Raw genomic sequence first — 26,290 nt, forward strand, 5'->3', positions numbered from 1 at the left:
GGGAGGGGGCGTAACGCCCCCTCACCCCCAGCACTTACTTGCTGTAGTCGTAGAAGCCGCGGCCGGACTTGCGGCCGAGGAAGCCGGCGTCGACCATCTCCTTCAGCAGCGGGGCCGGGCGGTACTTCGGATCGTTGAAGCCTTCATAGAAGACCTCCATCACCGACAGCATGGTGTCCAGACCGATCAGGTCGGCGAGCGCGAGCGGGCCGATCGGGTGGTTGCAGCCCGCCTTCATGCCGGCGTCGATGTCCTCGGCCGTGGCGATGCCTTCCTGCAGCGCGAAGATCGCCTCGTTGATCATCGGGCAGAGGATGCGGTTGACGGCGAAGCCGGGGCTGTTCTTGGCGGTGATCGGCGACTTGCCGACCCGCTTGGCGAAGGCCATCGCCTTGGCGTGGGTGTCGTCGCTGGTCTGGATGCCGCGGATGATCTCCAGGAGCGCCATCAGCGGCACCGGGTTGAAGAAATGCAGGCCGATGAAGCGGTCCGGACGGTCGGTGGCCGTCGCCAGCTTGGTGATGGAGATCGACGAGGTGTTGGTGGCGACCAGCGCCTCCGGCTTCAGGGTCGCGCAGAGATCCTTCAGGATCTTGACCTTCAGATCCTCGTTCTCGGTCGCGGCCTCGATCACCAGATCGCAGGTCGCCAGCTTCGACTTGTCGGTGGTGGCGGTGATGCGCGCCAGGGCCGCTTCGCGGTCGGCGGCGGTCATCTTCTCCTTCTTGACCAGACGGTCCAGGCTGCCGGCGACGGTCGACAGGCCGCGCTGCACCGCTTCCTCGGAGATGTCGGTCATCACCACCGTCAGGCCGGCGACGGCGCAGACCTGGGCGATGCCGTTACCCATCTGTCCGGCGCCGATGACGCCGATGGTCTCGATTCCCATGCTCTCGGCCATTGTTTCTCGTCCCTATTGGTTGGCTGGTTGCTGTTTATCGGTGCGTTGGTTCGCAGGTGCAGCAAGTTCTACACGCATTTTCGTTGCGCTGCGATGACTTGTCGTATGCGGCAAGGGCGGCTTTCGGTCGGCGCGGCGACCTGCCGCAGCCCCTGCATCGGCGGAAATCCGCCGACGGCAATGCTCGGGCAGGCGGATTTTCGCCGATGCCAAGCATCAATCGAAAGGCCGGATCCAGGCTTTTCAACTGTTTGCGCGGCCAACTGATGATGGCATGGCGCTTGCTCTTCTCTGAGGCAACCGCGGCGACGGGTCGCGGACCAAGCCCCATGGGAGAGACCAGATGCTCAGGAAGACCCTGCTTGCCGCCACCGCCTTCGCCGCCGCCGCGCTCGTCACCCAGGCCGCCTCGGCCGCCGATCTGGTCCGACTCGGAAACCTGAAATTCGCCCATTACGGCGCCGTCTCCTACATGAAGGAGATCGCCGGCAAGTATGATCTGAAGATCGAAGAGCGGGTCTTCCCCAAGGGCATCGACATCCTGCCGGCCATCGTCGCCGGCGAGATCGACGTCGCCGCCAGCGCCGTGGATGCCGCCATCGCCGGCCGCGCGTCGGGCGTGCCGATCTATGCGGTGGCCGGCTTCGCCAAGGGCGGCGCCCGCATCGTCGCCAAGCCGGACGCCGGCATCAAGAGCATCGCCGACCTGAAGGGCAAGAAGGTCGCCACCCCGCGCGGCGGCGCCCAGGAGCTGATCCTGCTGGCCGAACTGTCGAAGCATGGTCTGAGCTGGTCCGACCGTCCGGGCAAGGACGTGCAGATCGTCTACATGGCCTACGCCGACATGAATCAGGCCCTGCTCGCCGGCAGCATCGACGCCATGTCGCAGTCCGAACCACAGTCGAGCCAGGCCATCAACAAGGGCTTCGGCGTCGAGGTGATCAAGCCCTACGACACCGAACTGGGCGAGCCGGTGCGGTCGCTGGTCGTCACCGAGGACTTCTACAAGAAGAAGCCGGACGTCGCCCAGCGGCTGGTCAACTGCTTCGTCGAGGCGACGGCGACCTTTATCGCCAACCCCGATCTGGCCGAAAGCTACGTGCGCGAGAAGATGTTCAAGGGCCAGTTGAGCAGCCAGGACTTCAAGGACGCCATCGGCAACTCGCCCTACAGCTACGACATCTCGGTCCATCACGTGCAGGTCACGACCGACATGATGCAGAAGTTCGGCGTCGGCCGCATGGACACCCCGCCGAAAGCCGAGGAGTGGGTGAAGCTCGACCTGCTGGAGAAGGCGAAGGCCGGCGCCAAGGCGGCTGATGCCGGCACCGTGAAGGCGAACTGAGCCACACCCAGCGGAAGGAGGACGCCCGATGTCCCAAGCCAAGCCCCGTTTCTCGCCCGCCGCCGTCGCGCGCGGCGCCCTGGTTCCGGTCCTGGCCATCGTGCTGTGGCAGGCCCTGTCCAGCTCCGGCCTGATCAACCAGGTGGTCCTGCCGTCGCCCGTCGCGGTGGTGGAGCGCTGGTGGGCCTATCTGCTGCCGACCGAGCCCTATGACCCGGCGCAATCCAGCTGGATCCTGTGGGCGCTGTCGGGCGAGATGCTGTTCGATGCCTGGTCGAGCCTGTACCGCGTGGTGCTGGGCTTCGCCGTCGGCGCCGGGCTGGCCCTTCCGCTGGGTCTCGCCATGGGCGGCAACCCGCGCGTCTACGCGCTGTTCGATCCGCTGATGCAGGTGCTGCGGCCGATCCCGCCCATCGCCTACATCCCGCTGGCGATCCTGTGGTTCGGGCTGGGCAACCCGCCGGCCGTGTTCCTGATCGCCATCGGCGCCTTCTTCCCGGTGCTGATGAACACCATCGCCGGGGTGCGCCATGTCGACGGAATCTATCTGCGCGCCGCCCGCAATCTGGGCGCCGGCCGGCTGACCATGTTCGTCCGCGTCATCCTGCCGGCCGCCACCCCCTATATCCTGGCCGGCGCCCGGATCGGCATCGGCACCGCCTTCATCGTCGTGATCGTGTCGGAGATGATCGCCGTCAACTCCGGCCTCGGCTTCCGCATCCTGGAAGCGCGCGAGTTCATGTGGTCCGACAAGATCATCGCCGGGATGTTCACCATCGGACTGCTCGGCCTCGCCATCGACATCGGCATGAACCGCCTGAACAACCACCTGCTGCGCTGGCACCGCGGGCTTGAGAATTGATGCGGAGGGGATGGAGATGAAGCCCATGCTGAAGAGTGTTGCCGACACCACGCCCGTTCCCGACGCGGCCCCCGTCCAGATCCAGGTGCGCGGGGTGGAGAAGACCTTTGCCGTGGGCGCGCAGAAGATCGTCGCCCTGCAGAACATCGACCTCGACATCCGCAAGGGCGAGTTCATCTGCCTGCTCGGCCCGTCGGGCTGCGGCAAGTCCACGCTGCTGAACGCGGTGGCCGGGTTCCAGCCGCCGACCAAGGGCACCGTCACCGTCGATGGGCGGACCATCACCGAACCCGGTCCCGACCGCGGCATGGTGTTCCAGGAATACGCCCTGTTCCCCTGGATGACGGTGGCGCAGAACGTCGCCTTCGGCCTGGAGATCAAGGGGATGTCCAAGGCGGAGATCGCGGAGAAGGTGGAATGGCTGCTGCAGAAGCTGCATCTGCAGGACTTCCGCAACCGCTTCCCCAAGGATCTGTCCGGCGGCATGCGCCAGCGCGTCGCCATCGCCCGCGTGCTGGCGCTCGACAGCCCGATCCTGCTGATGGACGAGCCGTTCGGCGCACTCGACGCCCTGACCCGCCGCACGCTTCAGGACGAGCTGCTGCGTATCTGGGAGGAGGTCGGCAAGACCATCCTGTTCGTCACCCACTCCATCGAGGAGAGCATCTATCTGGCCGACCGCATCATCGTAATGACCTACCGGCCGGGCACCATCAAGCGCGATGTCGTCGTCGACATGCCGCGCCCGCGCGACGGCTCCGCCCCGGAGTTCAACCGCCTGAAGCGCGAACTGTCCCAGATGGTGATGGAAGAGCAGCAGCGCTTCAGCCAGGACGAGATCCGGTCTGTGACTGCGGATTGAGGGGGAGGCCAGACCCCTTCTCCCCCCTGGGGAGAAGGTTGGGATGAAGGGGTTCGGCGGAGCCGAAGAGATCCTCCAAGCGGTTCCCCCTCACCCTAACCCTCTCCCCGGGGGGGAGAGGGGATTTTGCGCAGGGTGGAAGGTGCAATCACCGAGTCAATTCACATGTTCACCGGTGCATACTCGAAGGTCGGCGCCGCGGTGTAGTCGGTGCCGGGGAGCGGGATCGCCACCAGCTGGTCGGCGGTCAGCTTCAGTTCGTACATCAGCCCGATGGCGGAGCGCAGCCGTTCCGGCTGGCCGTTGAAGGTGATGTGCAGCGCCGTCAGCAGCGCCGTGTAGGTGGTGTTGAACTGCTGCGACACCGTGCGGGCACGGCTGCCCTCCGGATAATCCACCGTCTTGGCGTTGGGGTAGAGGTTCCAGATCCCGGCCGGGTCGATGCCGACGGGGGCGCCGGAATAGGACCAGCCGAGCGGCTCGTCCCGGTCCTTCACCAGCCGGCGGGCGTAGACGATCTGCGCCAGACGGTAGTAATGGGCCAGCGCCGCCTCGTTGTCCGCCTCGCGCGGGGATTGGGGCGTGCCCTCGCCCTGTTCGACGATCACCTCGATGGCGCGCTGGGCGCTCGCCACGTCGGTGACCGGGAACAGCTGGTCGGGCGGGAACCAGGTGTTGTCCACCACCTGATAGGACGGATCGCCGGTGAAGATCTCCTCCCCCATCTCGGCGATGGCCTTGGAAATCGCCGCGTAGAATTCGCCGATGGTGGCGAAGCCCGGCTCCCGCGCCGCCGCCGCCTTCATCTGGAACATGGCGAGCGCCGGCTGCTTCCCCGGAAAGGCCTGCGGCACCTCCGGTTCCTCGATGGTCATGAAGACGTCGTAGACGAGGCCACGGGTCAACTTGCCCAGCGAGACGGTCAGCCCTTCATGGATGCCCATCGGCAGCGGGCCGGGATAGACCGGGATGAAGCCCGGTTTGTCGATCACCGGGTGGCCGCCGACCGCGTTCAGGATGTTGGCGGCGATGGTCATGTGCAGCATCTCCTGCACCGAGACCGAGCCGATGATGGCCGCCGCCTCCCGGTTGGTGCCGGGCTTGATCGAATAGAGGGCGGTCAGATAGGCGGGGAGCGTGGCGTGCTCGAACTCCACCGCGGATTGCAGGGTATTGCGCAGGACCTGGACGGTGTCGATGCCCTGGGCGAAGTGCGGCTGAAGCTTCAGCATGGCTGATTCCTTCCCTTAGGACCGGGCGTCAGGAGCGCGACGGCGTGGAGACGCGGGCGAAATTCTTGGCGAAACGGGTCTTGCCGTCGGCCGCCGTCGGCTGGTCCGGCGTCGCGGTGGCAGCCTTGGCCGGAGCGGCGCCCGACGGGCCGGTGCGCAGGGCGGGTGCGCCGCCTCCGGATGCCGCCGCATAGGCCAGCTGTGCCTTGGCCTTCACCGCCGTTTCGCCGCGCAGGACCTTGTCCAGCCAGGCGAGGATGGTCTTGCGCTTGTAGACCGACAGGTCGCGGGTCACCGGCATGTAGTTCGGGTCGGTCTCCGGCAGCGAGAAGGCCAGCTGCAGGATGTCGGCATAGCGGATGCAGGACGCCTCGCTGCTGAGATCGACCAGATGCTTGCTCATGATCGGGTACAGGTTGCCGTACTGCGTCATGATCGGCGCGATGTCGTCCCAGGTCGGGTCGGCCGGCACGTCGAAATCGTCGCGGACATGCAGAACGACGTAATCGAAGGTCGAGCGCGCCGTGTTGCTCTGGCCGGGGATGCGGTAGTCGATCAGATAGACCTGCCCGTCGATGTAGCCGCGCGGGTTGCCCGGCGACTGGGTGGAGATCTCCAGCCGGGCGATGCCGTCCGCGTCGGCGGTGATGGTGCCGCCCGTGGCGGAACCGCCCTCCACCGCGAAGGTCACCGCCGCTTCCGGCACGCCCATGTCGGGAATCGGTGCGCTCGGCTGATCGACGCCGAAACCGCCGCCCTGGCCGGGGATGCGGCCCATCTGGGTGATGGCGATGGAGGCGCCGGGCACCGGCTGGCCGTAGCGGGTGGCGTAGACCAGCGATTCCGCCCGGCCGGCGCCGTCGATGCGGTGGACCCCCGGCTCGGCGCAGACATAGAGACCGTCCTGCGCCTCACGGATGGCGACGATGCCATAGCCGAGGTCGAGGTCGGTGCTGCCCGGATTGGTCTCCGACACCGTCACCAGGGCCAGCGGGTTGGTCTTGGACAAGGCGAACTGCTCGTCGGTCAGCTTGGCCGCGAAGACGCCGGCGGTTTTCGCCAGCCAGTCCGGGTCGTCATAGGGGATGCGGGCGATGGGCAGGAAGCTGTCCGGGGTGACCGGCGTGTTCTCCACCATCGAGGCATCGCGCAGGATGCCCAGCGTCAGGACGCCGATGGGGTTGGGCGTGCCCTTGGAATCGACGGTCTGCAGGGCGTTCGACAGGTCGAGGAAGGCGGTGCGCGACGGCTCGTCGATCTGGCCGGAGAAATAGGTGATGCCGGCCCAGCTGTTGGGGATGTTGTTGGCCGGGATGAAGCGGCGACCCCGGATGAAGGAGACCGGCTCGCCGTCCAGCTGCGGACCGATGGTGCCCACCACGGTGCCCAGCGTGAAGCGCGGGTCCTTGACGTTGCCGTTGTAGCCGAAGGTCGCCAGCCGGATCGACAGCATGTCGCCGGTGGTGGCGTCGCGCAGCTGCCGCAGGAAGGGGCTGAGCATCGCCTCGTCGGCCCATTCCACATTCTCCAGCACCGACTGGAAGGTGGAGGAGGCGGCGCTGTCGGACTGGGCGTTGAGATTGCGGTTGAACCACAGGTCGCGGAAGGGATTGGGCTGGTAGCGCCCGCCGAAGAAGGCCGGGGTCTTCCCGTCGGTCAGCCGGACGTCCAGGCCCCAGGGGGCCGACGCCATCTGCCATTGCGGGTCGAGATCGACCAGCTTGCCGCTGGTGCGGTCGGTCGAACCGCCGATCAGCATGCCGAGCGCGGCATCGGCGCCCGGCGTATCGACGAAGCTGCCGTCGGCGAAGCCCAGACCCACCACCTTGCAGTCGATCAGGCGGAAAGCGCCGGATCCGGTCGGGTTCCACCAGCCGTTGGCGACGGTGGCGCCGCTCGGCAGCTTCTGCTGGAATTCCTGGTAGGAGGACTCGAAGCTTTCACTGTCGTAATGGCGGACGTCGTTGTTCACCGTCGAGACGTCGGCCTGGAAAATCCCTGAAAAGACGAGGCGCACCGGGTTCAGGAAACTCATGTCGATTCCTTTCCGTGAGGGCGCACGAAGCCGTGGCGGACCGGCCGCGCCGGATCGGGCGTATAAAGAGGCGTCCGCGGATGGCAGCACCACCCGCACAGCAAGAAATTTTTTGTATGGATGATGATCTAGCGTTGATAACCTTGCGCGCTCAATGGAAATTCATCGCAAAGATTCTTTTTTTGCGTGCATTTCCGTGTATGCGTGCCAGTTCAGCGCATCGTCGCCCTAAAGCTTCGCGGCTTCCTCCGCCATGCGCTGGCGCAGCCAGCCATGGGAGGGGGAGCCGGTGCTGCGGCGGTGCCAGATCATCGACACCTCGTAATCGCCGATGTCGAAGGGAAGCGGGCTGGTGGCGAGTCCCAGCGCATCGGCGCACAGCCGGGCCAGCCGGGCGGGCAGCGAGGTCAGCATCGGCGCCTGGGTCAGGATCATCGGGATCGCCAGGAACTGGGTGGTGGAGGCGGCGACGCGCCGGCTCGTGCCCAGCGCCGCCAGTTCGTCGTCGATGAAGCTGGTCAGCCCGCCGCGCAGGGACGGCATCAGGTGCGGGTAGCGGGTGTAATCCTCCAGCCCGATGGGCGGGGTGACCGGGACCAGCGCCGGGTTGAACAGGCAGGCATGGGTTTCCCGGTAGAGCACCTGCCGGTCGTGCCAGCGCCGCACCTCCGGCAGATAGCCGATGGCGAGGTCCAGCGTGCCGTCGTCCAGTGCGTTCAGCATGGCGTCGGGGTCGAGGTTGAGCAGCGAGACCGACACCCGCAGGTCTCCTTCCATCGCGTCGCGCAGGATGCCGGTCAGCAGCACCGCCTGCATCGAATCGGGGGTGGAGATGGTGAAGTTCCGCTCCTCCCGCTGGGGATCGAAATCCTCCTCCGCCGACAGGGCGCGGGCGGCGCCGACCAGCAGGTCGCGCAGCGGTTCCGCCAGACGTTGGGCGCGCGGCGTCGGCTCCATCCGGTTGCCGGTGCGCACGAACAGCGGATCGCCGACCAGCGTGCGCAGCCGGGCCAGCGCGTGGCTGACCGCCGACTGGCTGACGCCCAGCGCATCGGCGGCGCGCGAGACGTTGCGGGTCTCCAGCAGCGCGTCGAACACCTTGATGAGGTTGAGGTCGAGCGCGGGGTTATGAATTGCCTTCATGACGATATGAACCAAAGCCACCTACTTCATTGTGCACTAGACGGTGTATTCTGTCGAGGCAGAGCTGACCCAGCAGCCGACAATCAAAAAACATTCAATTCCTAGCCATCGCCCACAGCCGGGCAGCGGACCTGTCGTCGCCATCGGAAGCCGGCGGTTCCGTTCAGGGAGAAAGAGGCAAGAGCCATGGTTCGCATCAACGTCAACGGCGAGGAGCGTCAGGTCGACGTTCCGGAGGACATGCCGCTCCTGTGGGTTCTGCGGGACGAGCTGAACATGACCGGCACCAAGTTCGGCTGCGGCATCGCCCAGTGCGGCGCCTGCACCGTCCATGTCGACGGCACGCCGACCCGCGCCTGCCAGACCCCGGTCAGCATGCTGACGCCGGACAGCAAGGTCACCACCATCGAGGGCGTGAAGGGCAAGGCCGCCCAGGCCGTCCAGGCGGCATGGCAGAAGCTGGACGTCGTCCAGTGCGGCTACTGCCAGTCGGGTCAGATCATGAGCGCCATCGCGCTGCTGACCGACAACCAGAACCCGACCGACGAGGACATCGACGCGGCGATGGACGGCAACGTCTGCCGCTGCGCCACTTATGTCCGCATCCGCGCGGCGATCAAGGATGCCGCCCAGACGATGAGGGCCTGATCCATGCTGCATCATTTGATCCGTCACGCGGCACAAAATGGTTTTGGCGAACACGGGTTCCCCGAGTCCGGTTTCGCTCCCGGTCCGCTGCCGGCGCCGTCGCGCCGCGGGTTCCTGAAGGCCATCGGCGTCGGGGCCGGCGCGTTGGTGATCGGCGCGCATCTGCCCATGCCGGCGCTGGCCGCCGAAGCGGCGCCGAAGATCGTCGGGCCGGCCGACCCGCGTCCGCATGCCTTCATCATCGTCGCGCCGGACAATACGGTCACCGTGCTGGCCAAGCATCTGGACAAGGGCCAGGGCATCGTCACCGGCCTCGCCACCATCGCGGCGGAAGAGCTTGACGCCGACTGGAGCCAAGTGCGCGGCGCCTTCGCTCCGGCCAACCAGAAGCTGTACGCCAACCATATGTTCGGCGTCCAGGGCACCGGCGGCTCCACCGCCGTCGCCAACAGCTGGGACGAGCTGCGCATGGCCGGCGCCGCCGCCCGCGCCATGCTGGTCGCCGCGGCCGCGGCGCGCTGGAACGTGCCGGCCGGCGAAGTGACGGTTTCGAAGGGCGTGGTCCGCCATGCCGCGAGCAACCGCAGCGCCACCTTCGGCGAACTGGCGGAGGAGGCGGCGAAACTGCCGGTGCCGCAGCAGGTCAAGTTGAAGGACCGGAAGGATTATGTTCTGATCGGCAACCCGGACCTGCACCGTCTGGACCACATCAGCAAGACCAACGGCACCGCCATCTTTGCCATGGACATCCGCCGCCCCGGTCAGGTGACGGCGGTGCTGGCCCGCAGCCCGCGCTTCGGCGGCACGGTGAAGAGCGTCGACGATGCCGCCGCCCGCAAGGTGCCGGGCGTCATCGACGTCATCAGCCTGCCGGTCGGAGTCGCGGTGATCGCGAAGAACACCTGGGCCGCCATCAAGGGCCGCGAGGCGCTGACGGTGACCTGGGACGACGCCAAAGCCGAGACCCGCGGCACCGACGCCATGCTGGCCGACTACCGCAAGGCGGCGGAGAAGCCCGGTGCGGTCGCGGCGAACAAGGGCGATGCGGAGAAGGCCATCGCCGACGCCAAGGCCAAGGGCGGCCATGTGGTGGAGGGAGAGTTCGTCTTCCCCTACCTCGCCCATGCGCCGATGGAGCCGCTGAACGCCGTGGTGGCGCTGAACCCGGAGGGTGGCTGCACCATCTGGGCCGGGTCGCAGTTCCAGACGGTCGAGCAGATGGTCGCCGCCCACATCCTGGGCTGCAAGCCGGAGCAGGTGAAGATCGAGACCCAGTGGGCCGGCGGCAGCTTCGGCCGGCGTGCCACCCCCAGCGCCGACTACATCGCCGAGGCGGTGATGATCGCCAAGGCCTATCCCAAGGCCCCGGTGCATCTGGTCTGGACGCGCGAGGACGACATCAAGGGCGGCCGTTACCGCCCGCTGGTCCTGCACAAGATCACCGCGGCGGTCGATGCCAAGGGCGATCTGGTCGGCTGGAAGCAGCGCATCGTCGGCCAGAGCTTCATGACCGGCACGCCGTTCGAGGCGGTGATGGTCAAGGACGGCGTCGACGCGACGATGGTCGAGGGCGCGTCGGACATGGCCTATCCGGTGGCGAACCTCGCGGTCGACGCGCACACCGTCGCCTCGCCGGTAACGACGCTGTGGTGGCGCTCGGTCGGGCACACCCACACGGCTTATGCCAAGGAGGTCATGATCGACCGCCTCGCCAAGGCGGCCGGCAAGGATCCGGTGGCCTTCCGCATGGAGATGCTGAAGGACCATCCGCGTCTGGCCGGCGTGTTGAAGCTGGCGGCGGAGAAGGCCGGCTGGGGCCAGCCGCTGCCGCAGGGCAAGGGCCGCGGCGTCGCCGTGCATGAAAGCTTCAACACCTATGTCGCCCATGTCGCCGACGTTTCGGTCGACGCCAAGGGTCAGATCAAGGTGGACCGGGTCGTCGTCGCCGTCGATTGCGGCGAGGTCGTCAACCCCGACATCGTCAAGGCGCAGATGGAGGGCGGTGCCGGCTGGGGCATCGGCCATGCGCTGCGCGACGAGATCACCATGACCGACGGCAAGGTGGATCAGTCCAACTTCGACGGCTATCTGCCGATGCGGATGTCGGACATGCCGGCAGTGGAGGTCCACATCGTGCCGTCGCACGAACGGCCGACCGGCGCCGGCGAGCCGGGCGTCCCGACCGTGGCGCCGGCGGTGGCGAACGCCGTCTTCTCGGTGACCGGCCAGCCGCTGCAGACGCTGCCCTTCAGCCGCGGCGGCATCGTCAGCTGAGCCGGGGCGGCTAGGGAGAGGCCGACTTGGTCCCCGCCGTCAGTTGGGCGGGGGCCGGTTGGGCCGCCGTCAGTTGCGGGGTCAGCTGCGGGGACGGGGCGATGCTGTTCGTCCCTATGCTGGCCGTCCCGATGCTCGCCGTCCGGGCGGTGGCGGGAAGCGCCGGCGGCCGGCGGCCGGGCCAGCCCTGGTCGACCAGCAGCCTCACCGCGGGATCGACCCGCATCGGACCGGCGGGGACGGAGGTCTCCGCCGGTTCTTTTTTGCGTGGCGGTTCGAGGCGCAGAAGCCGGGCGAGCCGCTGTGACTGGACGACCGGAAGGGACGGCCGGGGCAGTTGCGGTTCCCAGGGGTCGGCTGCCTCGGTGGCCGTGTCGGTCGCAGTGATGGTGGCCTTCGGGGCAGGCGTCAGCGCGGTCAGGTAGCAGGCGGCGCCCAGCACCCCGGCCAGCAGCAGGACGGCCAACGCCAGCACCGTCCAATGGCGGCGGCGCAGCCGGCGGGCGACCATATCGGTCTCCGGCGCGGGGAATGGGTCGTGATGGGTGCTGTGGTGGTCGATGGCGGTCATGCGGCGCACAGCATGGCTCAAGGCCGTTTCCGCATCCTCGCCTTTCCCGGAGATTTGCCGGGGCAGGGGGATTGCTCCCCGCGGCCCCCCATTCCCGGCCGATACTCTCCGTCCGGACAGTTATCTCTACCGACTAGCCAGGAATTGCGGACGGGGCGGGGCGCCGCCGTCCGATCTCATCCCGGACCTCGCGGAACCAGCGCAGTTTTTCCTCGAAAGGCAGGCGGGCGAGGCCGCTCGGCGAGGGCACCACCACGTCGGCGACGCCGTCGAAAAGGCCGTGCTCCTGAACGCCCCAGGGGGCGTCGGGCAGGCCGGTCGCCGCCAGATAGACGCCCTTGCCGGTGTAGGCCAGCACCCGTGGCCGGACGAAGGCGACGATCCGCGCCAGCCGCGGCACCCCGCCGCGCAGCTCCGCCCGCGACAGCTCGGCGGCGCAGGCGGTGGCGCGGGCGACGAGGTTGGTGGAGCCGAGCCCGATGGCCGGAAGGGTCACGTCCTCCTCCGGCCGGTAGAGGCGCGGGGTCAGGCCGGCCTCATGCAGCAGGCGCCAGAACTGGTTGCCGCGCCCGGCATAATGGTGGCCGAGCGCCCCCGACCGCAGGCCGGGATTGAAGCCGACGAACAGGCAGTCGAGCCCCGGCGTCACGATGTCCGGCAGGGGCCCGGCGGCAGGCGGCAAGCCTTCCGGCGTAGGGACGGGGACATCGTCGAACAGGTCCATGGTGAAATCCTCTCCGCGAAGGAGAGGAATATAGGATGCCGCCGCCCCGCTCAAAGCGAGGCGGCGACCGCGGGGGCGGGCGGACTGTTCCGTTCGTCCTGCAGCAGGGCGAGGACGCGGTCGGTCATCCTGAGGGCGAGCGCCACGATGGTCATGGTCGGGTGGTCCGCCCCCATGGTTGGGAAGACGGAACTGCCGGCGACATAAAGGTTGCCGACGCCATGGACCCGGCCGTCCGGATCGACCACGCCGTGACGCGGCGATTCATGCATGCGGGTGGTGCCCATATGGTGCCAGCACCAGCCGACATCGGCCATCGTCGCCTCATGGGTCGCGTCGTGCTCCGCATCCGTGTCGACGGCGATCATGCCGCGCTTCAGCAGGTCCTCGCGCAGCAGCCGCTGGGTCTCGGTCGCGCCCCGGCGGTCCTGGTCGGTCAGGCGCCAGTCCACACGCGGCAGGTTGCAGCCGAAGGGGTCGGTGGCATGGTCCAGCGTCACCCGGCTGTCGGGGTTGGGCACCGGCTCCAGCACGGTTTCCAGGGTGAAGCGGCGGGGCAGCCATCCGGGATCGATGGTGCTGTCGAACAGCGCATGGGTCAGCTGCGGCAGGCTGCGCAGGATGCGCGGGCCGGCGTTGCGCAGCAGGCTCGCCGCCTCGTCCTCCGACACGCCGAAGCGGCGGCAGCTGTGGCGCGAGGGCAGGAGGCGCAGGTCGCGCATCGCCTTGAAGGCGTCCAGCGCCCCGGAATGGTAGGAGGCGACCAGATATGTGCGCGAGTTGGGCAGCCCGTGCCGTTCCTGAAGCTCCGCCGTCGGCGACAGCGCCAGCGCGATCGACGGATGCGGCCGGCGCAGCCGCCGCCGGGCGAGACACAGGCTGACGTCGTAGAGCGTGCGATGCTGCCTCTGCCGGGTCAGCCGGATCGGCGAGGTCTTGAAGCGCGGGTGGTCGGCGAAATAGCGGCCGACCAGATCGTTGCCGTTGCCCAGCCCCGCCGCCTGCACCTTGTTGGACAGCAGCAGGATCCGCGCATTCTCGATCCCGCCGCAGCCCAGCACGAACAGCCGGGCGCCGACGGTGAAGCCGGGGCCCTCCAGCGTGCGGACCTGCACCCGCTCCACCGCCGTGGCGGTCGGGTTGGTGTCCAGCCCGGTGACGTTGGCGTTGAGGAAGGCGGTGATGTTGGCGGCCCGCCCGATCTCGGCGCGATAGGCCTCGCCCATGCGGATCGGCGGGCTGAGTTGGGCGACACGGTTCTCGAAATCGCCGCCGCCTTCATCGTTTTCCACCGGGAACAGCGCCGTTTTCGGCCCGCCGACCCGTTCCATCCAGAAGTCGTTGTCGTATTGGAAGGGGCCGAGGCCGAGCACGTCGTGCGAGCGCTGGTAATAGGGCATCAGCGTGTCGCGCGGGATCGGCCAGCCGCTGCCCGGCATCCAGGGACGCTCGGCGAAATCGCCCGGCTCCAGCGGACGGGAGAAGCCGCCCCAGCAGTTGGTGCTGCCGCCCAGATAGCGGCTGCGCGCGGTGGTCAGCCGCTCGTAGGGCAGCCCGACATTGCGGCCGGCGTACAGCGCCTGGGAGATGCCGTCGACCTCCAGCCCGCCGCCTTCCAGCAGGACGACGCTCAAGCTGCCGCCCGCCAGTTCGCGCGCGATGGTCAGGCCGGCGGCACCGCCACCGATCACGCACAGATCGCAGTCGATGTGCGTGCCGTTCAGGACATGGCGGGCGTCACGAAGCAAGCAGGCCTCCATACCGGGGTAATAGACCACCCTTCTTGCCCCGGACGCGCGGCCTAGGCCGAGTGCTCATTCGGCTATACCCCCGGCGCGTCCCCATTGGCCGATTCGGCGCACAGGCGCGGCACCCCGGACGAACCGGACGGGGTGGTCCGGATGGGGGCGGCCGGCCGACCGGCCCGGCGGGTGGAAGGGAACGACCGCCGCGCTCGACGGTTGAGGTGGCGAAGAAGGGCGCTTCGGTCCGGCCATAAGGTCGGGCTGTCGGCGACCGGAAAACCATGCAATTGCAGGAGCCGCCTCCATGAAACGCCATCATCTTCTCGCGACCGCCGCCCTGGTGCTGTTCACGGCCCCCACCCTGTCCCTGGCCCAGACGCCGACGCCGACCGCCAAGGTGACCGAAAAGGGTCAGGTGGCGCAGCAGGACATGACCTTCGCCAACAAGGCGGCGATCAGCGACATGTTCGAGATCCAGGCGGGCAAGCTGGCGCAGGATCAGGCGAAGGACCAGAAGGTCAAGCAGTTCGGCAGCCACATGGTGTCCGACCACACCAAGACCTCCGACGCCATGAAGGAGATGGCGCAGAAGAAGTCGATGGCGCTGCCGACCAAGCTCGATTCCGAACACCAGCAGAAGCTGGACAAGCTGCGCGGCATGAAGGGCGAGCAGTTCGATTCCGCCTATATGCAGGGTCAGGTCGACGCCCACCAGACCGCCGTCTCGCTTTTCCGTGAGGAAGCGCAGAACGGCAAGGACGCCGACCTGAAGCGCTTCGCCGAGCAGACCCTGCCGACGCTGGAGCAGCATCTGCGCATGGCCCGCGATCAGCGCCCGGCCGTCGCCTCCGCCGGCGGTGCCGCCGGTGGTGCCGCCGCCCAGCAGGGCAACAGCATCGAACAGATGATGGGCAAGGACGTCTACGGCGAGAACGGCAACAAGCTGGGCGACGTCGCCGACATCATTCTCGACGCCCAGAGCGGCAAGGCCACCCAGGTGATCCTGAACCGCGGCGGCGTGCTGGGCATCGGCGCCAAGCAGGTGGCGCTGGACTACAATCTGCTGCGGACCGACGGCGACCGCGTGGTCGCCCGTCAGGTGACCGAGGATCAGGTCAAGCAGATGGCGGAGTTCAAGTACGACGACAACACCGTCTCGCTGGGCAAGCGCAACGGCGACCAAAACACCGGCAGCACCGGCGGCGCCGCCAACCACAGCGGCATGTCCGGCGGCGCGGCCACCAGCCCGACCACCAATCCGGATGGAACCCAGACGCGCAACCCGCAGTGATCCGAAGCGGGCCTGGCGGTCACTCCTGATCCCGATTCCAGCCGCCGGCCGCCGGGGGTCGTCTTCCCGGCGGCCCCGGGCAGCCAAACGATACGGCCAACCGACGGAGATAACGCGATGGCGAACGCCAGCAAGAAGCACATGAGCCCGAGCGGACAGGGCAAGGGCACCGGCACCGGCGCCAACACCGACCTGCCCGCCGGCTCCATCGGCGACAACGAGGTGCTGTCGAACCGCGACAAGTCCCGTCATTCCGACGCCCGCGGCCTGGACAGCAAGGCTGTGCAGACCGAACAGATGCAGGACCACGCCGCCAACCACAATCCTGACAAGTGACTGGGAAAAGCGGCTGACGTGATGCAGACGGGACCGTGCGAAAGCCGGTCCCGTCGCCGTTTCAGCCCCGCCAGAATTGGGGCATGAACAGCACCAGCACGGTGAACAGCTCCAGCCGGCCCAGCAGCATCGCCAGCGACAGCAGCCATTTGGCGGAATCCGGCAGGGTCGAGAAATTGCCGGCGGGGCCGATGACGTCGCCCAGGCCGGGGCCGACATTGGCCAGCGCGGTCACCGCGGCGCTGGCGCTGGTGATGAAGTCGAGCCCCAGCGCCATCAGCGCGATGGTGGTGACGCTGTAGGCGGTGAAGAACAGCGCGAAGAAGACGATCACCGATCCCAACACATCGTCGTCCAGCTGCCGGTTGCCGTACTGGCGCGGGAAGACGCCGCGGGGATAGATCAGGTGGAGGAAGTGGGTGCGCAGCACCGTCACCATCACCTCGAACCGGAAGATCTTGATGCCACCGGCCGTCGATCCGGTGCAGCCGCCGATGAAGGTCAGGCCGAAGAAGACGCCGACCGCCAGATTTCCCCACAGGCTGTAGTCGGTGTAGGCATAGCCGGTGGTGGTGACGACGGACACCACGTTGAAGGCCACCAGCCGCAGCGAGTCGGCGAAGCCGTAGCCGTACTTGAGCGTCAGCCAGATGCTGAGCGGAAGGATGACCGCCGCGAGGAAGGTCAGGTAGGTGCGCACCTGACTGTCGCGCCACAGCGCGTCGCGCTGGCCGGTCAGGGTGCGGACATAGAGGACGAAGGGCAGGCTGCCCGCCAGCATGAACAGCGTCACCAGCCAGTGCAGCACCGGATTTTCGAAATGGCCGATGGAGCTGTCGGAGGTGGAGAAGCCGCCGCTGGACAGGCTGGTCAGCGCATGCACCACCGCCTCGAACGGCGTCATGCCGGCCAGCCAATAGCAAAATCCGCAGATCACGGTCAGTCCGGTATAAACCGCGGTGATCGCCTTGGCGATCTGCTGGGCGCGCGGCAGCACCTTCTGCGAGCGGTCGGAGGATTCGGTGCGGAACAGCTGCATGCCGCCGACCCTGAGCGCCGGCAGCACCGCGATGGCGACGCCGATGATGCCGATGCCGCCCAGCCATTGCAGCAGCGCCCGCCACAGCAGGATGCCCTCCGTCGTCAGGTCCAGCCCGACCAGCACGGTCGATCCGGTGGTGGTCAGCCCCGACATCGTCTCGAAGAAGGCGTTGGCGTAGTTCAGGGACAGGTCGGGGAAATGGCCGAACTGGAAGGGCAGGGCCGCGAAGGCCGCGGTGGTGGTCCAGGTCAGCGGAGTCAGCAGGAAGGCCTGCCGCAGCGACAGCCCACCCTGCAGGTGGCAGCGCGCCGACCAGGCCAGCGCCCCGCCGCAACCGGCGGTGAAGGCGGCGGAATAGAGGAAGATCCGCGCATCCGGATTCCCATAGGCATAGTCGACCGCGGCCGGGATGAGCATCGTCGCGGCGAGCGCCAGCAGCACGATGGCGATGATGAACAGGATCGGCCTGAAATTCGGCATGATGTCTCTGGGCGGCGGATGGGGCGGCGAAAGAGGATCGGCGGAACTCGGCCGAACAGCAAAATCCCGATCAGAAGAACTCCAGGCCGACGGCGAACAGCTTTTCGACCTTGCGCACCAGATCGGAGGTCGCCATCACGATGACGCGGTCATGCGGTTCGATCACCGTCTGGCTGGTGGGGATGATGACCTCGCCGCCACGAACCAGCGCGCCGATCATCATGCCGGCCGGCAGGCCGATGGTGCCGATGGGGCCGCTGACGGCGCGCGAGGTCTCCAGCGCCTCCGCCTCCACCACCTCGCCGAAATTGTCGCCGATGGTCTGCACCGCCGCCACCCGGCCGCGCCGGACATGGCGCAGGATCGACGACACGGTGACCGCCGCCGGGTTGACGACGACGTCCATCCCCAGCCCGGCGACGATCGGCGCGTAGGAGGTCTTGTTCAGCAGCGTGATCGCCCGGCCGCAGCCGGCGCGCTTGGCCAGCAGCGAGGTGAAGACGTTGGTCTCGTCGTCGTTGGTGACGGCGACGATGGTCTCGGCCCGGCCGACCTGAGCCTCCTCAAGTATTTCATGGTCGAGCGCGTCGCCGTTCAGCACCACCGTGCTGGAGCGCAGCGAACGCGAAATCAGCTCCGCCCGCGCCGCGTTGCCCTCGATCATCTTGATCGAGATGCCGCGCATGTGGCGTTCGACGATCTGCGCCAGATTGAAGCCGACGTTGCCGCCGCCGGCGATGACCAGTCGGCGGGCCGGCGCCTCGCTGTGGCCGAACAGGGCGACGACGCGGACGATGTCGGCGGTGCGGCAGACCAGATGCACGTCGTCACCCAGCCGCAGCTGGTCGTTGCTCTTCGGCACGAAGCCGGTGCCGTCGCGGAAGACCGCCAGCACGGCGGCGCGCAGGTCGGGAAACATCTCGGTCAGGCGGCGCAGCGGCGTGTTCAGCAACGGCGAGCTGTTGGTGCAGTGGACGCCGATCAGGTGCACCTTGGCGTCGGCGAGAGGCACCATCTCGAACGCGCCGGGGGAGCGCAGGCGGCGCGCGATGCTGTGGGCGATCTCCACCTCCGGCGAGATGACGACGCTGATCGGCAGATGGTTGGGCGCGAACAGCTTCGACCATTCCGGCTGGAGATAGGCCTGCTTGCGGATGCGGGCGATGCGCAGCGGGATGTCGAACACCGAATGGGCGACCTGGCAGGCCACCATGTTGACCTCGTCGGAATGGGTGACGGCGATCAGCATGTCGGCGTCCCGCGCCCCCGCCTGGGCCAGCACGTCGGGATGCGAGGCGTAGCCGACCATGCCGCGCACGTCGTGGCTCTCGTCCATCCGCTGGGCAAGTTCGGTCGAGGTGTCGATGACCGTGATATCGTTGTCTTCCAGCGCGAGATGCCGCGCGATGCTGGCCCCGACCTGTCCGGCCCCGCAGATGATGACCTTCATACGCCCGCTCCCCCCGGCTTGCCGACCGCTCCGCCCCCGTCTGGCCGGAATTTGTGAGGAAATGACGGCGGGAGCGGAGCGTTGCAAGTCAGAGCGGTCCGGCAGGCGGGAATTCCGGCCCGAATCGCCGGAATTCCCCCGCCGGTGTCAGAACTGCTTCAGCAGCCGGTCGATGTAGTTGCGCTCCTCCTGCGGGCGGCCGTACTGGCCGGAGCGGCGGCGGAGCTCGTCCAGGATTTCGCGGGCGCGCTGGAGCTCCGACTGTTCGGGGATCTTCACGTCGTTGGAGTCCTGCATGCCGTAGCCGGACGGGCGGCGGCCCAGCGGGTCGCGCCCCCGGCCCTGGCGCGGCATCTGGCCCTGCTGGCCCATCATGGCGGGCCCCCCCTGGCCCATCATCTGCTGCGCCATCTGTTCGGCCATGCCCTGCATGCCCTGCTGCAGCTGTTCCATCGCCTCCGTCTGCGACGGCACGGCGGCGCCGGGGGCGCCCTGCTGCAGCGCCTGGGCGGCGTCGCGCATGGCGCGTTCAGCGCGACCCAAGGGCTGCGGGATCTCGCCGCTCTGCTGTTCGCCCATGCGGCGCATCAGCTCGCCCAGCTGGCGGCGCAGCGCCTCCTGCTGCTCGGCCTGCTTCTGCAGGGTCGGGCTGCCCGGATTCTGCTGGCCGTTCTGGTTGCGCCGCTGATTTTGCTGGCGGCCGCGGGGCTGTTCGCCCTGCTGCCCCTGCTGCTGGTCCATCGACTCCTGCGACTGGCGGAAGCTCTGGTCGAGGAGCTGCTGCTGCTGCTGCGCCAGCTTCTGCAACTGCTGCATCATCTCCCAGGTCTGGTTCTGCTGCTGGGCCTGCTGCTGGTTCATCTGGGCCATGGCGCCAGAACGCATGTTCTCCAGCATCTGCTGAAGCTGGGACAGCATCTGGCGGGCGGCGTCGCGCGATCCCGTCTGCGCCATCTCGCGCATCTGGTCGAGCATCTGCTGCAGGTCGTTGCGGTCGGTCATCTGGTCGGCCATTTCCGGCGGGACCATCGGGATCTTCTCGCCGCGCTGCAGCGCCTCCATCATCCGCTGTTCCATGGCGTCCATGAACTTGTCGAGCGCCGCCTGCAACTCGTCCATCAGGCGGTTCAGCTCCTCGTCGGAGGCGTTCTTGTCCAGCGCCTCGGACAGGCGCTTCTCGGCGTCGCGCAGGTCCTTCTCAGCCAGCGATAGGCCGCCATCCTCGATGCGGAGCGCGGTTTCCCACAGGAGCTGTTGCAGGGCCGGGACGCTGTCGGCGCTCTGGTCCAGCATCAGCCGGGCCATGGCGGTGCGCATCGACAGGAAGGCGACGATGTCACCGCCATAGGTGTCGGGGCGCGAGGAAATCTCCGCCAGCGCGCGGGCGACCTGCACCCGCGACTCCTGGGGATTGCGGGTCAGGATCTTGCGCTGGTTGATGATCGCGCGGGCGACGGGGTGGTTGAAGGTCCGTTCCGGCAGGATGATGGCCGCATCGTCCGAGCGGCCGGTCTGGCCGGCGCCGTCGGTCGCGGTCAGCCGCACCGTCACCGGCATGCCGGCCCAGGGGTGGGCGGTCAGATCCTGGAAGGCGGTGGCGTGCGCCTCCTTCGGGCGGACGCCGGGAAGCGACAGCGGGACTTCCAGCACGGGATCGGCTTCGGTCTTCGGGGCTTCCTTGTTGGCGGCCCCATTTTTGACGGCGCCGGGCTGCGGCGGAACCTCGGGGGAGAGGCGGATCTGCGCCTTCACCTCGGTCAGGCCGTAATCGTCGCGGGCGGCATAGTCGAGTTTCAGCGCACCGCGCTCGCCGGCGGCGGGCGGATTGGCATGGGCGATGATGGGCGCGCGGTCGGGCACCACCTCGATCGGCCAGGAGCCCAGCGTGCGACCGCCCTGGGTGACGGCGATGCGGGTGCCGCCGGTCACCGGCTTCTGCACCTGGAAGTTGGTCGAATCAACCGCCTCGAAGGGGTCGGTCTGGTCGCCGGCCTCCAGGCTGGGAGTGCCGCCGCCGCCGGTGACACGGGCCAGAACGAGGCTGCCCTGCGGCACTTTCACCGGCTGGTCGACGGGGTGGTCGGCAGTGGACGAACCGGCGGCCTGCTGGGAAGCCGGCTTGGCGGTGGAGCCGGATTTCAGGAAGACCGGCGGCAGGCCGGTATAGTCGGGCGGGTTGATCCACAGGTCGAGCGTCGCCGCCGCCGTGGCGGCGCTGCCGCCGAATTGGGGGGTCAGCGCCGCAGCGATGCGCGGACGCCAGTCGCCCCAGGCGGCCGCGCCGGCGACCACCAGCGTCAGGATCACCAGGGCGCGCAGGGCGTAGCGGTCGTGCGACGGCACCTCTGTGCCCGGCCAGGCGACGCGCAGGCTGCGCATGGCGGCGCGCGTGCGCTCCTGATGCAGGCGCCACAGCGCCTGGGCGGTCGGGTCGTTGCCGGCGGGCCGGTCGCGCAGGGTGTGCAGCGGACGGTGGGCGAGACCGCTGTCCCGTTCCAGCCGACGCCGGGCCTCATCCTCCGCCGGGGTGCGGAAGCGCCGGACGCCGATGACGAGCGACAGCAGGAAGGCGGCGGCGAGCACCAGCAGGGCCAGCCCGTGCAGCCAGCCCGGCAGCAGGACCAGGAAATTCAGCAGCGCCAGCGCCAGGAAGGCGCCCAGCACCGACAGCGGCGCCCACAGCGCCGGCCCCAGCCGTTCCCACAGCAGCGCCGCGCGCGCCTGGGCAAGGCGGAAGCGTGGTTCGGTCACGCCCTCGCTTTGAGCAGCCCGGTTCGGGCCGGGTCCGGAGTCGCCGCGTCGCTCGTTCTGCTTCATGCCGCCCCCTCCGCGCCGAAATGCAGCCGGTCCCGCGGTTCGCTTGGCGCCGCCGGCCGGTGATGCTGCGCGAACCAGTCATATAGGCGCCGCCTGCGGCTTTTGCCCGCCCTTTTGCCCACCGACTCGTTCACCGGCGCAATGCTACAGCCCATCATTGCGCCATGGCGAAACTATGACGCGCGGCAATCCGCCGAAATTTCGGGGCGTTCGGGGTGCCGTCAGTCGCCTTCGCCGGCCGGCAGCGGCTTGGTCACGGTCGTGCCGCGCTGCGTCTCGCGGTACAGGATGTAGAGGCCGCTCGCCATCACCACGGCGGCGCCGGCCGCCATTGTCCCGGTCGGCACCTCCCCCCACAGCAGCCAGCCGAAGCCGACCGCCAGCAGCAGCGAAGCATAGTTCAGCGGCGCCACAACGGCGGCCGGGGCCAGCGAATAGGCGCGGGTCAGCATCAGCTGGCCGCAGCCACCGCACAGCCCGGTCGCCAGCAGCAACAGAAGATCCAGCGGCCCCGGCGTGATCCAGGAGACCGGCAGCGACAGGCCGGTCATGACGGTGGTCAGCAGGGTGAAATAGAAGACGATGGTGTTGGGCAGTTCTGTCCGGCTCAGCTGCCGGATGGCGATCATCGCCACCGCGGTGCACAGCGCGCCGCCCAGGGCCAGCATCGCACCCAGATTCAACACATCGCCGCTGGGCTGGACGATGATGAGCACCCCGGCGAAGCCGACCAGCACGGCGCTCCAGCGATGGATGCCGACCTTCTCGCCCAGCAGCGGCACCGACAAAGCGGTGAGGAACAGCGGTGCGGCGAAATTCAGCGAGATGGCGTCGCCCAGCGGCAGCAGGTGGAAGGACCAGAAGGTCGCCACCATGGCACTCAGTCCGATCAGCGATCGGCCCAGATGGCCCCAGGGGTAGCGGGTGCGCAATGTCGCGGCGAAGCCGTTGGCGAAATGGATCACCAGACAGACCGGGATCAGTGCGAACAGGCTGCGGAAGAACATGACCTCGTTCACCGGGAAGCGGTCCATCAGGAGCTTCGCCAGGACATTCATCACCGAGAAGAACAGCACCGACAGCAGCATCGATGTGATGCCGAGCCGGGTGTTGTCGACACGCTGGTGCTGTTTTGGGAGAGTTTGGGGAGGAACTGTCACGATAGGCCAAGCCTACCAAGCGTTGTCGCCCGCGTCACGGTGTCGCGACGCGGGCGGTCATGTCGGGGCGGTATGGCGGTGTTGCGTAAATCCGCCCCGGTGCTTCGGTCGGCGCTCCGCCGGGGCTCAGACCTTGAACAGACCGGTGATTTCGGCCTCGGCGCGCAGCCAGTGCTCCTGCTCGCGGCCTTCGGGGCAGCCTTCCTCCTGCCAGATCTGATAGGCGCGTTCCTGGATCATGCGGTTGCGCTGGCCGCTGAGCAGGCCCTCGGCGATGTTCATGTTCAGGCGGGCCAGTGAGACCAGCTTGCGAGTCTCGATCGCGCCCTGGGTCGCCAGCATGGTGGTGGAGACGACATACTGCGCCAGATTGCGCAGGTTGGCCTTCACCTCCGGCTCGACCGGGCAGTCGTCGTTCAGCAGGACCGTCTTGATGGCGATCCACAGCTTCAGGTTCTGGTCCAGGGCGACCGTGACCTTTTCCGGCATGTCCGATTCCAGCAGGGTGCTGGCCGCCTGCAGCAGGACGATGCTGTCCTGTTCCACCGACGCGAAATTGGTGCGCAGGATGGTGTCGGCCCAGCTTTCCACCGGAGCCTCGAACACCGGCGCGGCGGCGGCAGTGGCTGCAGCAGTGGCGGCGGGAGCGGTTGCGGGAGCGGCGGAGGAGGCGGTCTTGCGCTTGGTGGCCATGGTGGGTTCCCCGGGGAGCGTTCGGTCCGCGTCCACTTGATCCAACCATGTTTAAGATGCAGTTAAGACGCTACCCATGCGCGCGTTTTGCCCACGCCAGACGCCGCGACACGATGTCCTTGCCCCGGGACCCGGTCAGGGGCCGCCGAAAGGCAAGCGGTAGTAAAAGCCGAAGACGTTGTTGGTGCCGGCCGCCGGATCGCCCGCCGCGGCGTCGTTGACGATGCGGCTGTAGCCCAGGCTGAAGCGCGACTTGTTGTCGAACTCGTATCCCAATTCCAGCTGAGAGCGGAACTCGGTGGTGGGCGCGCCCTCGCGCCGGGCGGTGGGCAGGGTGCCGGCGCCGAAACTGGGGGTGAAGACGAAGGAGCCGAGCGGCACGTCGACCAGCACGCCGCCGCTGAGGCCCCCGGTCAGTCCCCCGGTCAGACCCGCGCCGAGGCCGGTCACGGCGCCGCGCGGTGTCACGCTGCTGCCGCTGCCCGGCCCGATCCAGGGCTGGATGGTGACATAGGGTTCGATCTGCGGGACCAGCGAAGACCCGATCCGCATCTTGCTGTTCAGGATGGTGAGGTTGCTTTCCGCCGGCGGCTGCAGGCTGTAGGCGAGGCCGCCGACCGCCCAATTGCCGAACCGGCCGTCCGCGTCGATGGACTCCGCCCGCGCCGATCCGGCGCCGGCCGCCAGGAAAACGAGGACGACCGCGAGGGACCAGGCGGGCAAGGCGCTTGGCAGGCAATTCCTCCGGCGGCTGAACAGGCGGTTCACGGGCACCCCCTCCCGGTGACGCGTCGGATCGCACCATGCGGTCCGGCCACTATAACGATGGGGCGTGGCGACTGACCCATGGAGTATCGGCACTACCCCTAGGATGTCGTCATCGCCATCCGCGTTTCAACCATGAAAGCATGAGCGGCGCGGGACGATCATCTGTTACCATATGCTCATGAGCGTGCATCCCGCCGAGCCAGCGTCCGGCCCTGGGCCGCAGGAGGAGGTGATCGCCTTCCTCGGCGATCCGCGCACCCATGGCGGGCAGCCGGTGGAGCGGATCGACACCCATGCCGCCCTGGTCTTCCTGGCGGGCGACCGGGCGCTGAAGCTGAAGCGCGCGGTACGCTATCCCTATCTGGATTACTCGACGGTCGCGAAGCGCCATACCGCCTGCGTCGCGGAACTGGCGATCAACCGCCGCACTGCGCCGGCGCTTTATCAGGGTGTTGTCGCAATCCGCCGCGGGGATGATGGCCGGTTGCGCCTGGACGAGGAGAACGGGGACGCGGCGGGGGAGGCAATCGACTGGCTGGTGTCGATGGCGCGCTTCCCCGACGAGGCGCTGTTCGACCGGCTGGCCGAGCGGGGCGGCCTGACCCCCGCCCTGATGCGCCGTCTGGCCGAGCGGATCGCCGCCTTCCATCGCGACGCCGCTCCCCGGCCGGATGGTGGCGGGGTGGAGGCGCTGCGCGTGGTGGCGGACGGCAATCTGGAGGACCTGCGCGCCGCGCCGGACCTGTTTCCCGCCGACGCGGTGGCGCGGCTGGCGGAACGTACGGGCGCGGCGCTCGACCGGCTGGCGCCGCTGCTGGAGGCGCGGCGGCGGGACGGACTTGTCCGGCACGGCCACGGCGACCTGCATCTGCGCAACATCGTCCTGCTGGACGGCGAGCCGACCCTGTTCGACGCCATCGAGTTCGACGAGACGCTGGCGGTGGCCGACGTCTTCTATGACCTCGCCTTCCTGCTGATGGACCTGGATCACCGGGGGCTGCGGCCGCTCGGCAATGCGGTGCTGAACCGCTATCTGGAGGAGACGGAGGATTACGGCGGGCTGGCGGCGCTGCCGCTGTTCCTGTCGCTGCGCGCGGCGGTGCGGGCGAAAGTGTCGGCGGCGGCGCTGCGGCTCGGCGGAAAGGCGGAGGGGCTGGCCGGGGAGGCGCGGCGCTATCTGGACCATGCTCTTGCCGCGCTCGACCCGGCGCCGGCGCGGCTGGTGGCGGTCGGCGGCCTGTCCGGCACCGGCAAGACCAGGCTGGCCAAGGGAATCGCGCCCGATCTGGGGCCGTCGCCCGGTGCGGTGGTGCTGCGCAGCGACGTGCTGCGCAAGCGGCTGTGCGGAGTCGCCGATACCGACCGGCTGCCGGCCGACGGCTATGCCCCGGCGGTGACGGAACGGGTCTATGCGGAATTGTACCAGAGGGCGGCGGTGGTTCTGGGAACGGGCCAAGCCGTGGTGGTCGATGCTGTCAGCGCCCGGCCGGACGAGCGCCGCCGGATTGAAGCGGTCGCGGCGGAGGCCGGAGTGCGGTTCGATGGGATCTGGATGGAGGCGCCGCTGCCGGAGCGGGTGGAGCGTGTGACCAATCGTCGCAATGACGCGTCCGACGCCACCGCCGATGTGGTGGAACGGCAGGAATCCTATGATTTGGGTACAATCGACTGGACGCGCCTGGATTCTGGCAGGGTTGCAGCGGATGTGCTGGACGACGCCCGTGCAAGCTTGGCCTAATTCCAGGAGTGACAACATCTTATGGACTGCATCTTCAAGGTTTGCGGTTCCTGCCCCGGACCGCGGACCGCAGCGACGATGGGGCGAATGACGGCCCGGTGAGAATCGCCCGCCACACCGGCGGACGGACCGCCGCCGTCCGGGAAGGGCCGCTCGAACCGGTCCGGGAGGAG

21 protein-coding genes are annotated in these 26,290 nt (G+C 68.2%); 8 read left to right on the forward strand and 13 right to left on the reverse strand.

Annotation, left to right across the window (positions count from 1 at the left end; genetic code table 11):
• Positions 1-34: 34 nt before the first annotated feature.
• A complete protein-coding gene (locus tag B9N97_RS27965; RefSeq protein ID WP_208621278.1) occupies positions 35-901 on the reverse strand; it encodes a 3-hydroxybutyryl-CoA dehydrogenase in 867 nt (288 codons plus the stop codon).
• Between the two features lie 343 nt (positions 902-1,244).
• Between B9N97_RS27965 and B9N97_RS27970 the strand changes: the two genes are divergently transcribed.
• Genes B9N97_RS27970 through B9N97_RS27980 form a run of 3 tightly spaced genes read left to right on the forward strand, consistent with a single transcriptional unit; the run spans position 1,245 to position 3,970 of the window.
• The gene (locus B9N97_RS27970) at positions 1,245-2,246 is read left to right on the forward strand and encodes an ABC transporter substrate-binding protein (RefSeq protein ID WP_085091087.1); all 1,002 of its coding nucleotides are present in this window, start codon (positions 1,245-1,247) and stop codon (positions 2,244-2,246) included.
• A gap of 28 nt (positions 2,247-2,274) precedes the next feature.
• Positions 2,275-3,108, forward strand: a complete 834-nt coding sequence (locus B9N97_RS27975) for an ABC transporter permease (RefSeq protein WP_085091088.1) — start codon at positions 2,275-2,277, stop codon at positions 3,106-3,108.
• Between the two features lie 25 nt (positions 3,109-3,133).
• The gene (locus B9N97_RS27980) at positions 3,134-3,970 is read left to right on the forward strand and encodes an ABC transporter ATP-binding protein (RefSeq protein ID WP_085091204.1); all 837 of its coding nucleotides are present in this window, start codon (positions 3,134-3,136) and stop codon (positions 3,968-3,970) included.
• Positions 3,971-4,131: 161 nt separating this feature from the next.
• On the opposite strand, the gene B9N97_RS27990 is transcribed toward B9N97_RS27980, so the two are convergent.
• The 3 genes from B9N97_RS27990 to B9N97_RS28000 form a co-directional block, all read right to left on the reverse strand.
• Positions 4,132-5,202: a ferritin-like domain-containing protein gene (locus B9N97_RS27990; RefSeq protein WP_085091090.1), complete on the reverse strand. Its 1,071-nt coding sequence runs from the start codon at positions 5,200-5,202 to the stop codon at positions 4,132-4,134.
• Between the two features lie 28 nt (positions 5,203-5,230).
• Positions 5,231-7,237: a hypothetical protein gene (locus B9N97_RS27995; protein ID WP_085091091.1), complete on the reverse strand. Its 2,007-nt coding sequence runs from the start codon at positions 7,235-7,237 to the stop codon at positions 5,231-5,233.
• A 228-nt stretch (positions 7,238-7,465) separates the two neighbouring features.
• Positions 7,466-8,380: a LysR family transcriptional regulator gene (locus B9N97_RS28000; RefSeq protein WP_085091092.1), complete on the reverse strand. Its 915-nt coding sequence runs from the start codon at positions 8,378-8,380 to the stop codon at positions 7,466-7,468.
• Positions 8,381-8,566: 186 nt separating this feature from the next.
• Between B9N97_RS28000 and B9N97_RS28005 the strand changes: the two genes are divergently transcribed.
• Both B9N97_RS28005 and B9N97_RS28010 read left to right on the forward strand, forming a co-directional pair.
• A complete protein-coding gene (locus B9N97_RS28005) occupies positions 8,567-9,028 on the forward strand; it encodes a (2Fe-2S)-binding protein (protein WP_085091093.1) in 462 nt (153 codons plus the stop codon).
• A gap of 3 nt (positions 9,029-9,031) precedes the next feature.
• On the forward strand, positions 9,032-11,302 hold the full coding sequence (locus tag B9N97_RS28010) for a xanthine dehydrogenase family protein molybdopterin-binding subunit (RefSeq protein WP_208621279.1): 2,271 nt from the start codon (positions 9,032-9,034) through the stop codon (positions 11,300-11,302).
• 10 nt (positions 11,303-11,312) lie between these two features.
• Here B9N97_RS28010 and B9N97_RS28015 read toward each other — a convergent pair whose 3' ends face one another.
• The 3 genes from B9N97_RS28015 to B9N97_RS28025 all read right to left on the reverse strand — a co-directional run bounded on the left by B9N97_RS28015 (position 11,313) and on the right by B9N97_RS28025 (position 14,345).
• Entirely contained in the window at positions 11,313-11,894 is a 582-nt protein-coding gene (locus B9N97_RS28015) for a hypothetical protein (RefSeq protein WP_208621280.1), read from the reverse strand.
• A gap of 112 nt (positions 11,895-12,006) precedes the next feature.
• Positions 12,007-12,597, reverse strand: coding sequence for a mismatch-specific DNA-glycosylase (locus tag B9N97_RS28020; RefSeq protein ID WP_085091094.1), 591 nt, complete (start codon positions 12,595-12,597; stop codon positions 12,007-12,009).
• A 50-nt stretch (positions 12,598-12,647) separates the two neighbouring features.
• A complete protein-coding gene (locus B9N97_RS28025; protein WP_085091206.1) occupies positions 12,648-14,345 on the reverse strand; it encodes an FAD-dependent oxidoreductase in 1,698 nt (565 codons plus the stop codon).
• Between the two features lie 301 nt (positions 14,346-14,646).
• Between B9N97_RS28025 and B9N97_RS28030 the strand changes: the two genes are divergently transcribed.
• Together B9N97_RS28030 and B9N97_RS28035 are read left to right on the forward strand one after the other, a co-directional pair.
• A complete protein-coding gene (locus B9N97_RS28030; RefSeq protein ID WP_085091095.1) occupies positions 14,647-15,633 on the forward strand; it encodes a DUF4142 domain-containing protein in 987 nt (328 codons plus the stop codon).
• A 117-nt stretch (positions 15,634-15,750) separates the two neighbouring features.
• Positions 15,751-15,969 (forward strand): hypothetical protein, encoded by a 219-nt coding sequence (locus B9N97_RS28035; RefSeq protein WP_085091096.1) that lies wholly within the window; start codon positions 15,751-15,753, stop codon positions 15,967-15,969.
• A gap of 61 nt (positions 15,970-16,030) precedes the next feature.
• Here the strand turns inward: B9N97_RS28035 and B9N97_RS28040 are convergent, their stop codons facing one another.
• The 6 genes from B9N97_RS28040 to B9N97_RS28065 all read right to left on the reverse strand — a co-directional run bounded on the left by B9N97_RS28040 (position 16,031) and on the right by B9N97_RS28065 (position 24,379).
• Entirely contained in the window at positions 16,031-17,491 is a 1,461-nt protein-coding gene (locus B9N97_RS28040) for a TrkH family potassium uptake protein (RefSeq protein ID WP_085091097.1), read from the reverse strand.
• 70 nt (positions 17,492-17,561) lie between these two features.
• Positions 17,562-18,941, reverse strand: coding sequence for a Trk system potassium transporter TrkA (trkA, locus tag B9N97_RS28045; protein WP_085091098.1), 1,380 nt, complete (start codon positions 18,939-18,941; stop codon positions 17,562-17,564).
• A 147-nt stretch (positions 18,942-19,088) separates the two neighbouring features.
• Positions 19,089-21,758 (reverse strand): TIGR02302 family protein, encoded by a 2,670-nt coding sequence (locus B9N97_RS28050; RefSeq protein ID WP_085091099.1) that lies wholly within the window; start codon positions 21,756-21,758, stop codon positions 19,089-19,091.
• Positions 21,759-21,979: 221 nt separating this feature from the next.
• Positions 21,980-22,918: a DMT family transporter gene (locus tag B9N97_RS28055; protein WP_244560966.1), complete on the reverse strand. Its 939-nt coding sequence runs from the start codon at positions 22,916-22,918 to the stop codon at positions 21,980-21,982.
• A gap of 126 nt (positions 22,919-23,044) precedes the next feature.
• Positions 23,045-23,611 carry a DUF2934 domain-containing protein gene (locus B9N97_RS28060; protein WP_085091101.1) on the reverse strand — a complete coding sequence of 189 codons (567 nt, stop codon included), beginning with the start codon at positions 23,609-23,611 and terminating at the stop codon, positions 23,045-23,047.
• 135 nt (positions 23,612-23,746) lie between these two features.
• Positions 23,747-24,379 (reverse strand): hypothetical protein, encoded by a 633-nt coding sequence (locus tag B9N97_RS28065; protein ID WP_085091102.1) that lies wholly within the window; start codon positions 24,377-24,379, stop codon positions 23,747-23,749.
• Between the two features lie 178 nt (positions 24,380-24,557).
• Here B9N97_RS28065 and B9N97_RS28070 point away from each other — a divergent pair, with 178 nt between their 5' ends.
• Entirely contained in the window at positions 24,558-26,117 is a 1,560-nt protein-coding gene (locus B9N97_RS28070; RefSeq protein WP_085091207.1) for a bifunctional aminoglycoside phosphotransferase/ATP-binding protein, read from the forward strand.
• Positions 26,118-26,290: the final 173 nt, after the last annotated feature.

It is taken from the genome of Azospirillum oryzae, from assembly GCF_900177515.1.
In the GTDB taxonomy this organism is placed as follows: Bacteria; Pseudomonadota; Alphaproteobacteria; order Azospirillales; family Azospirillaceae; genus Azospirillum; species Azospirillum oryzae_A.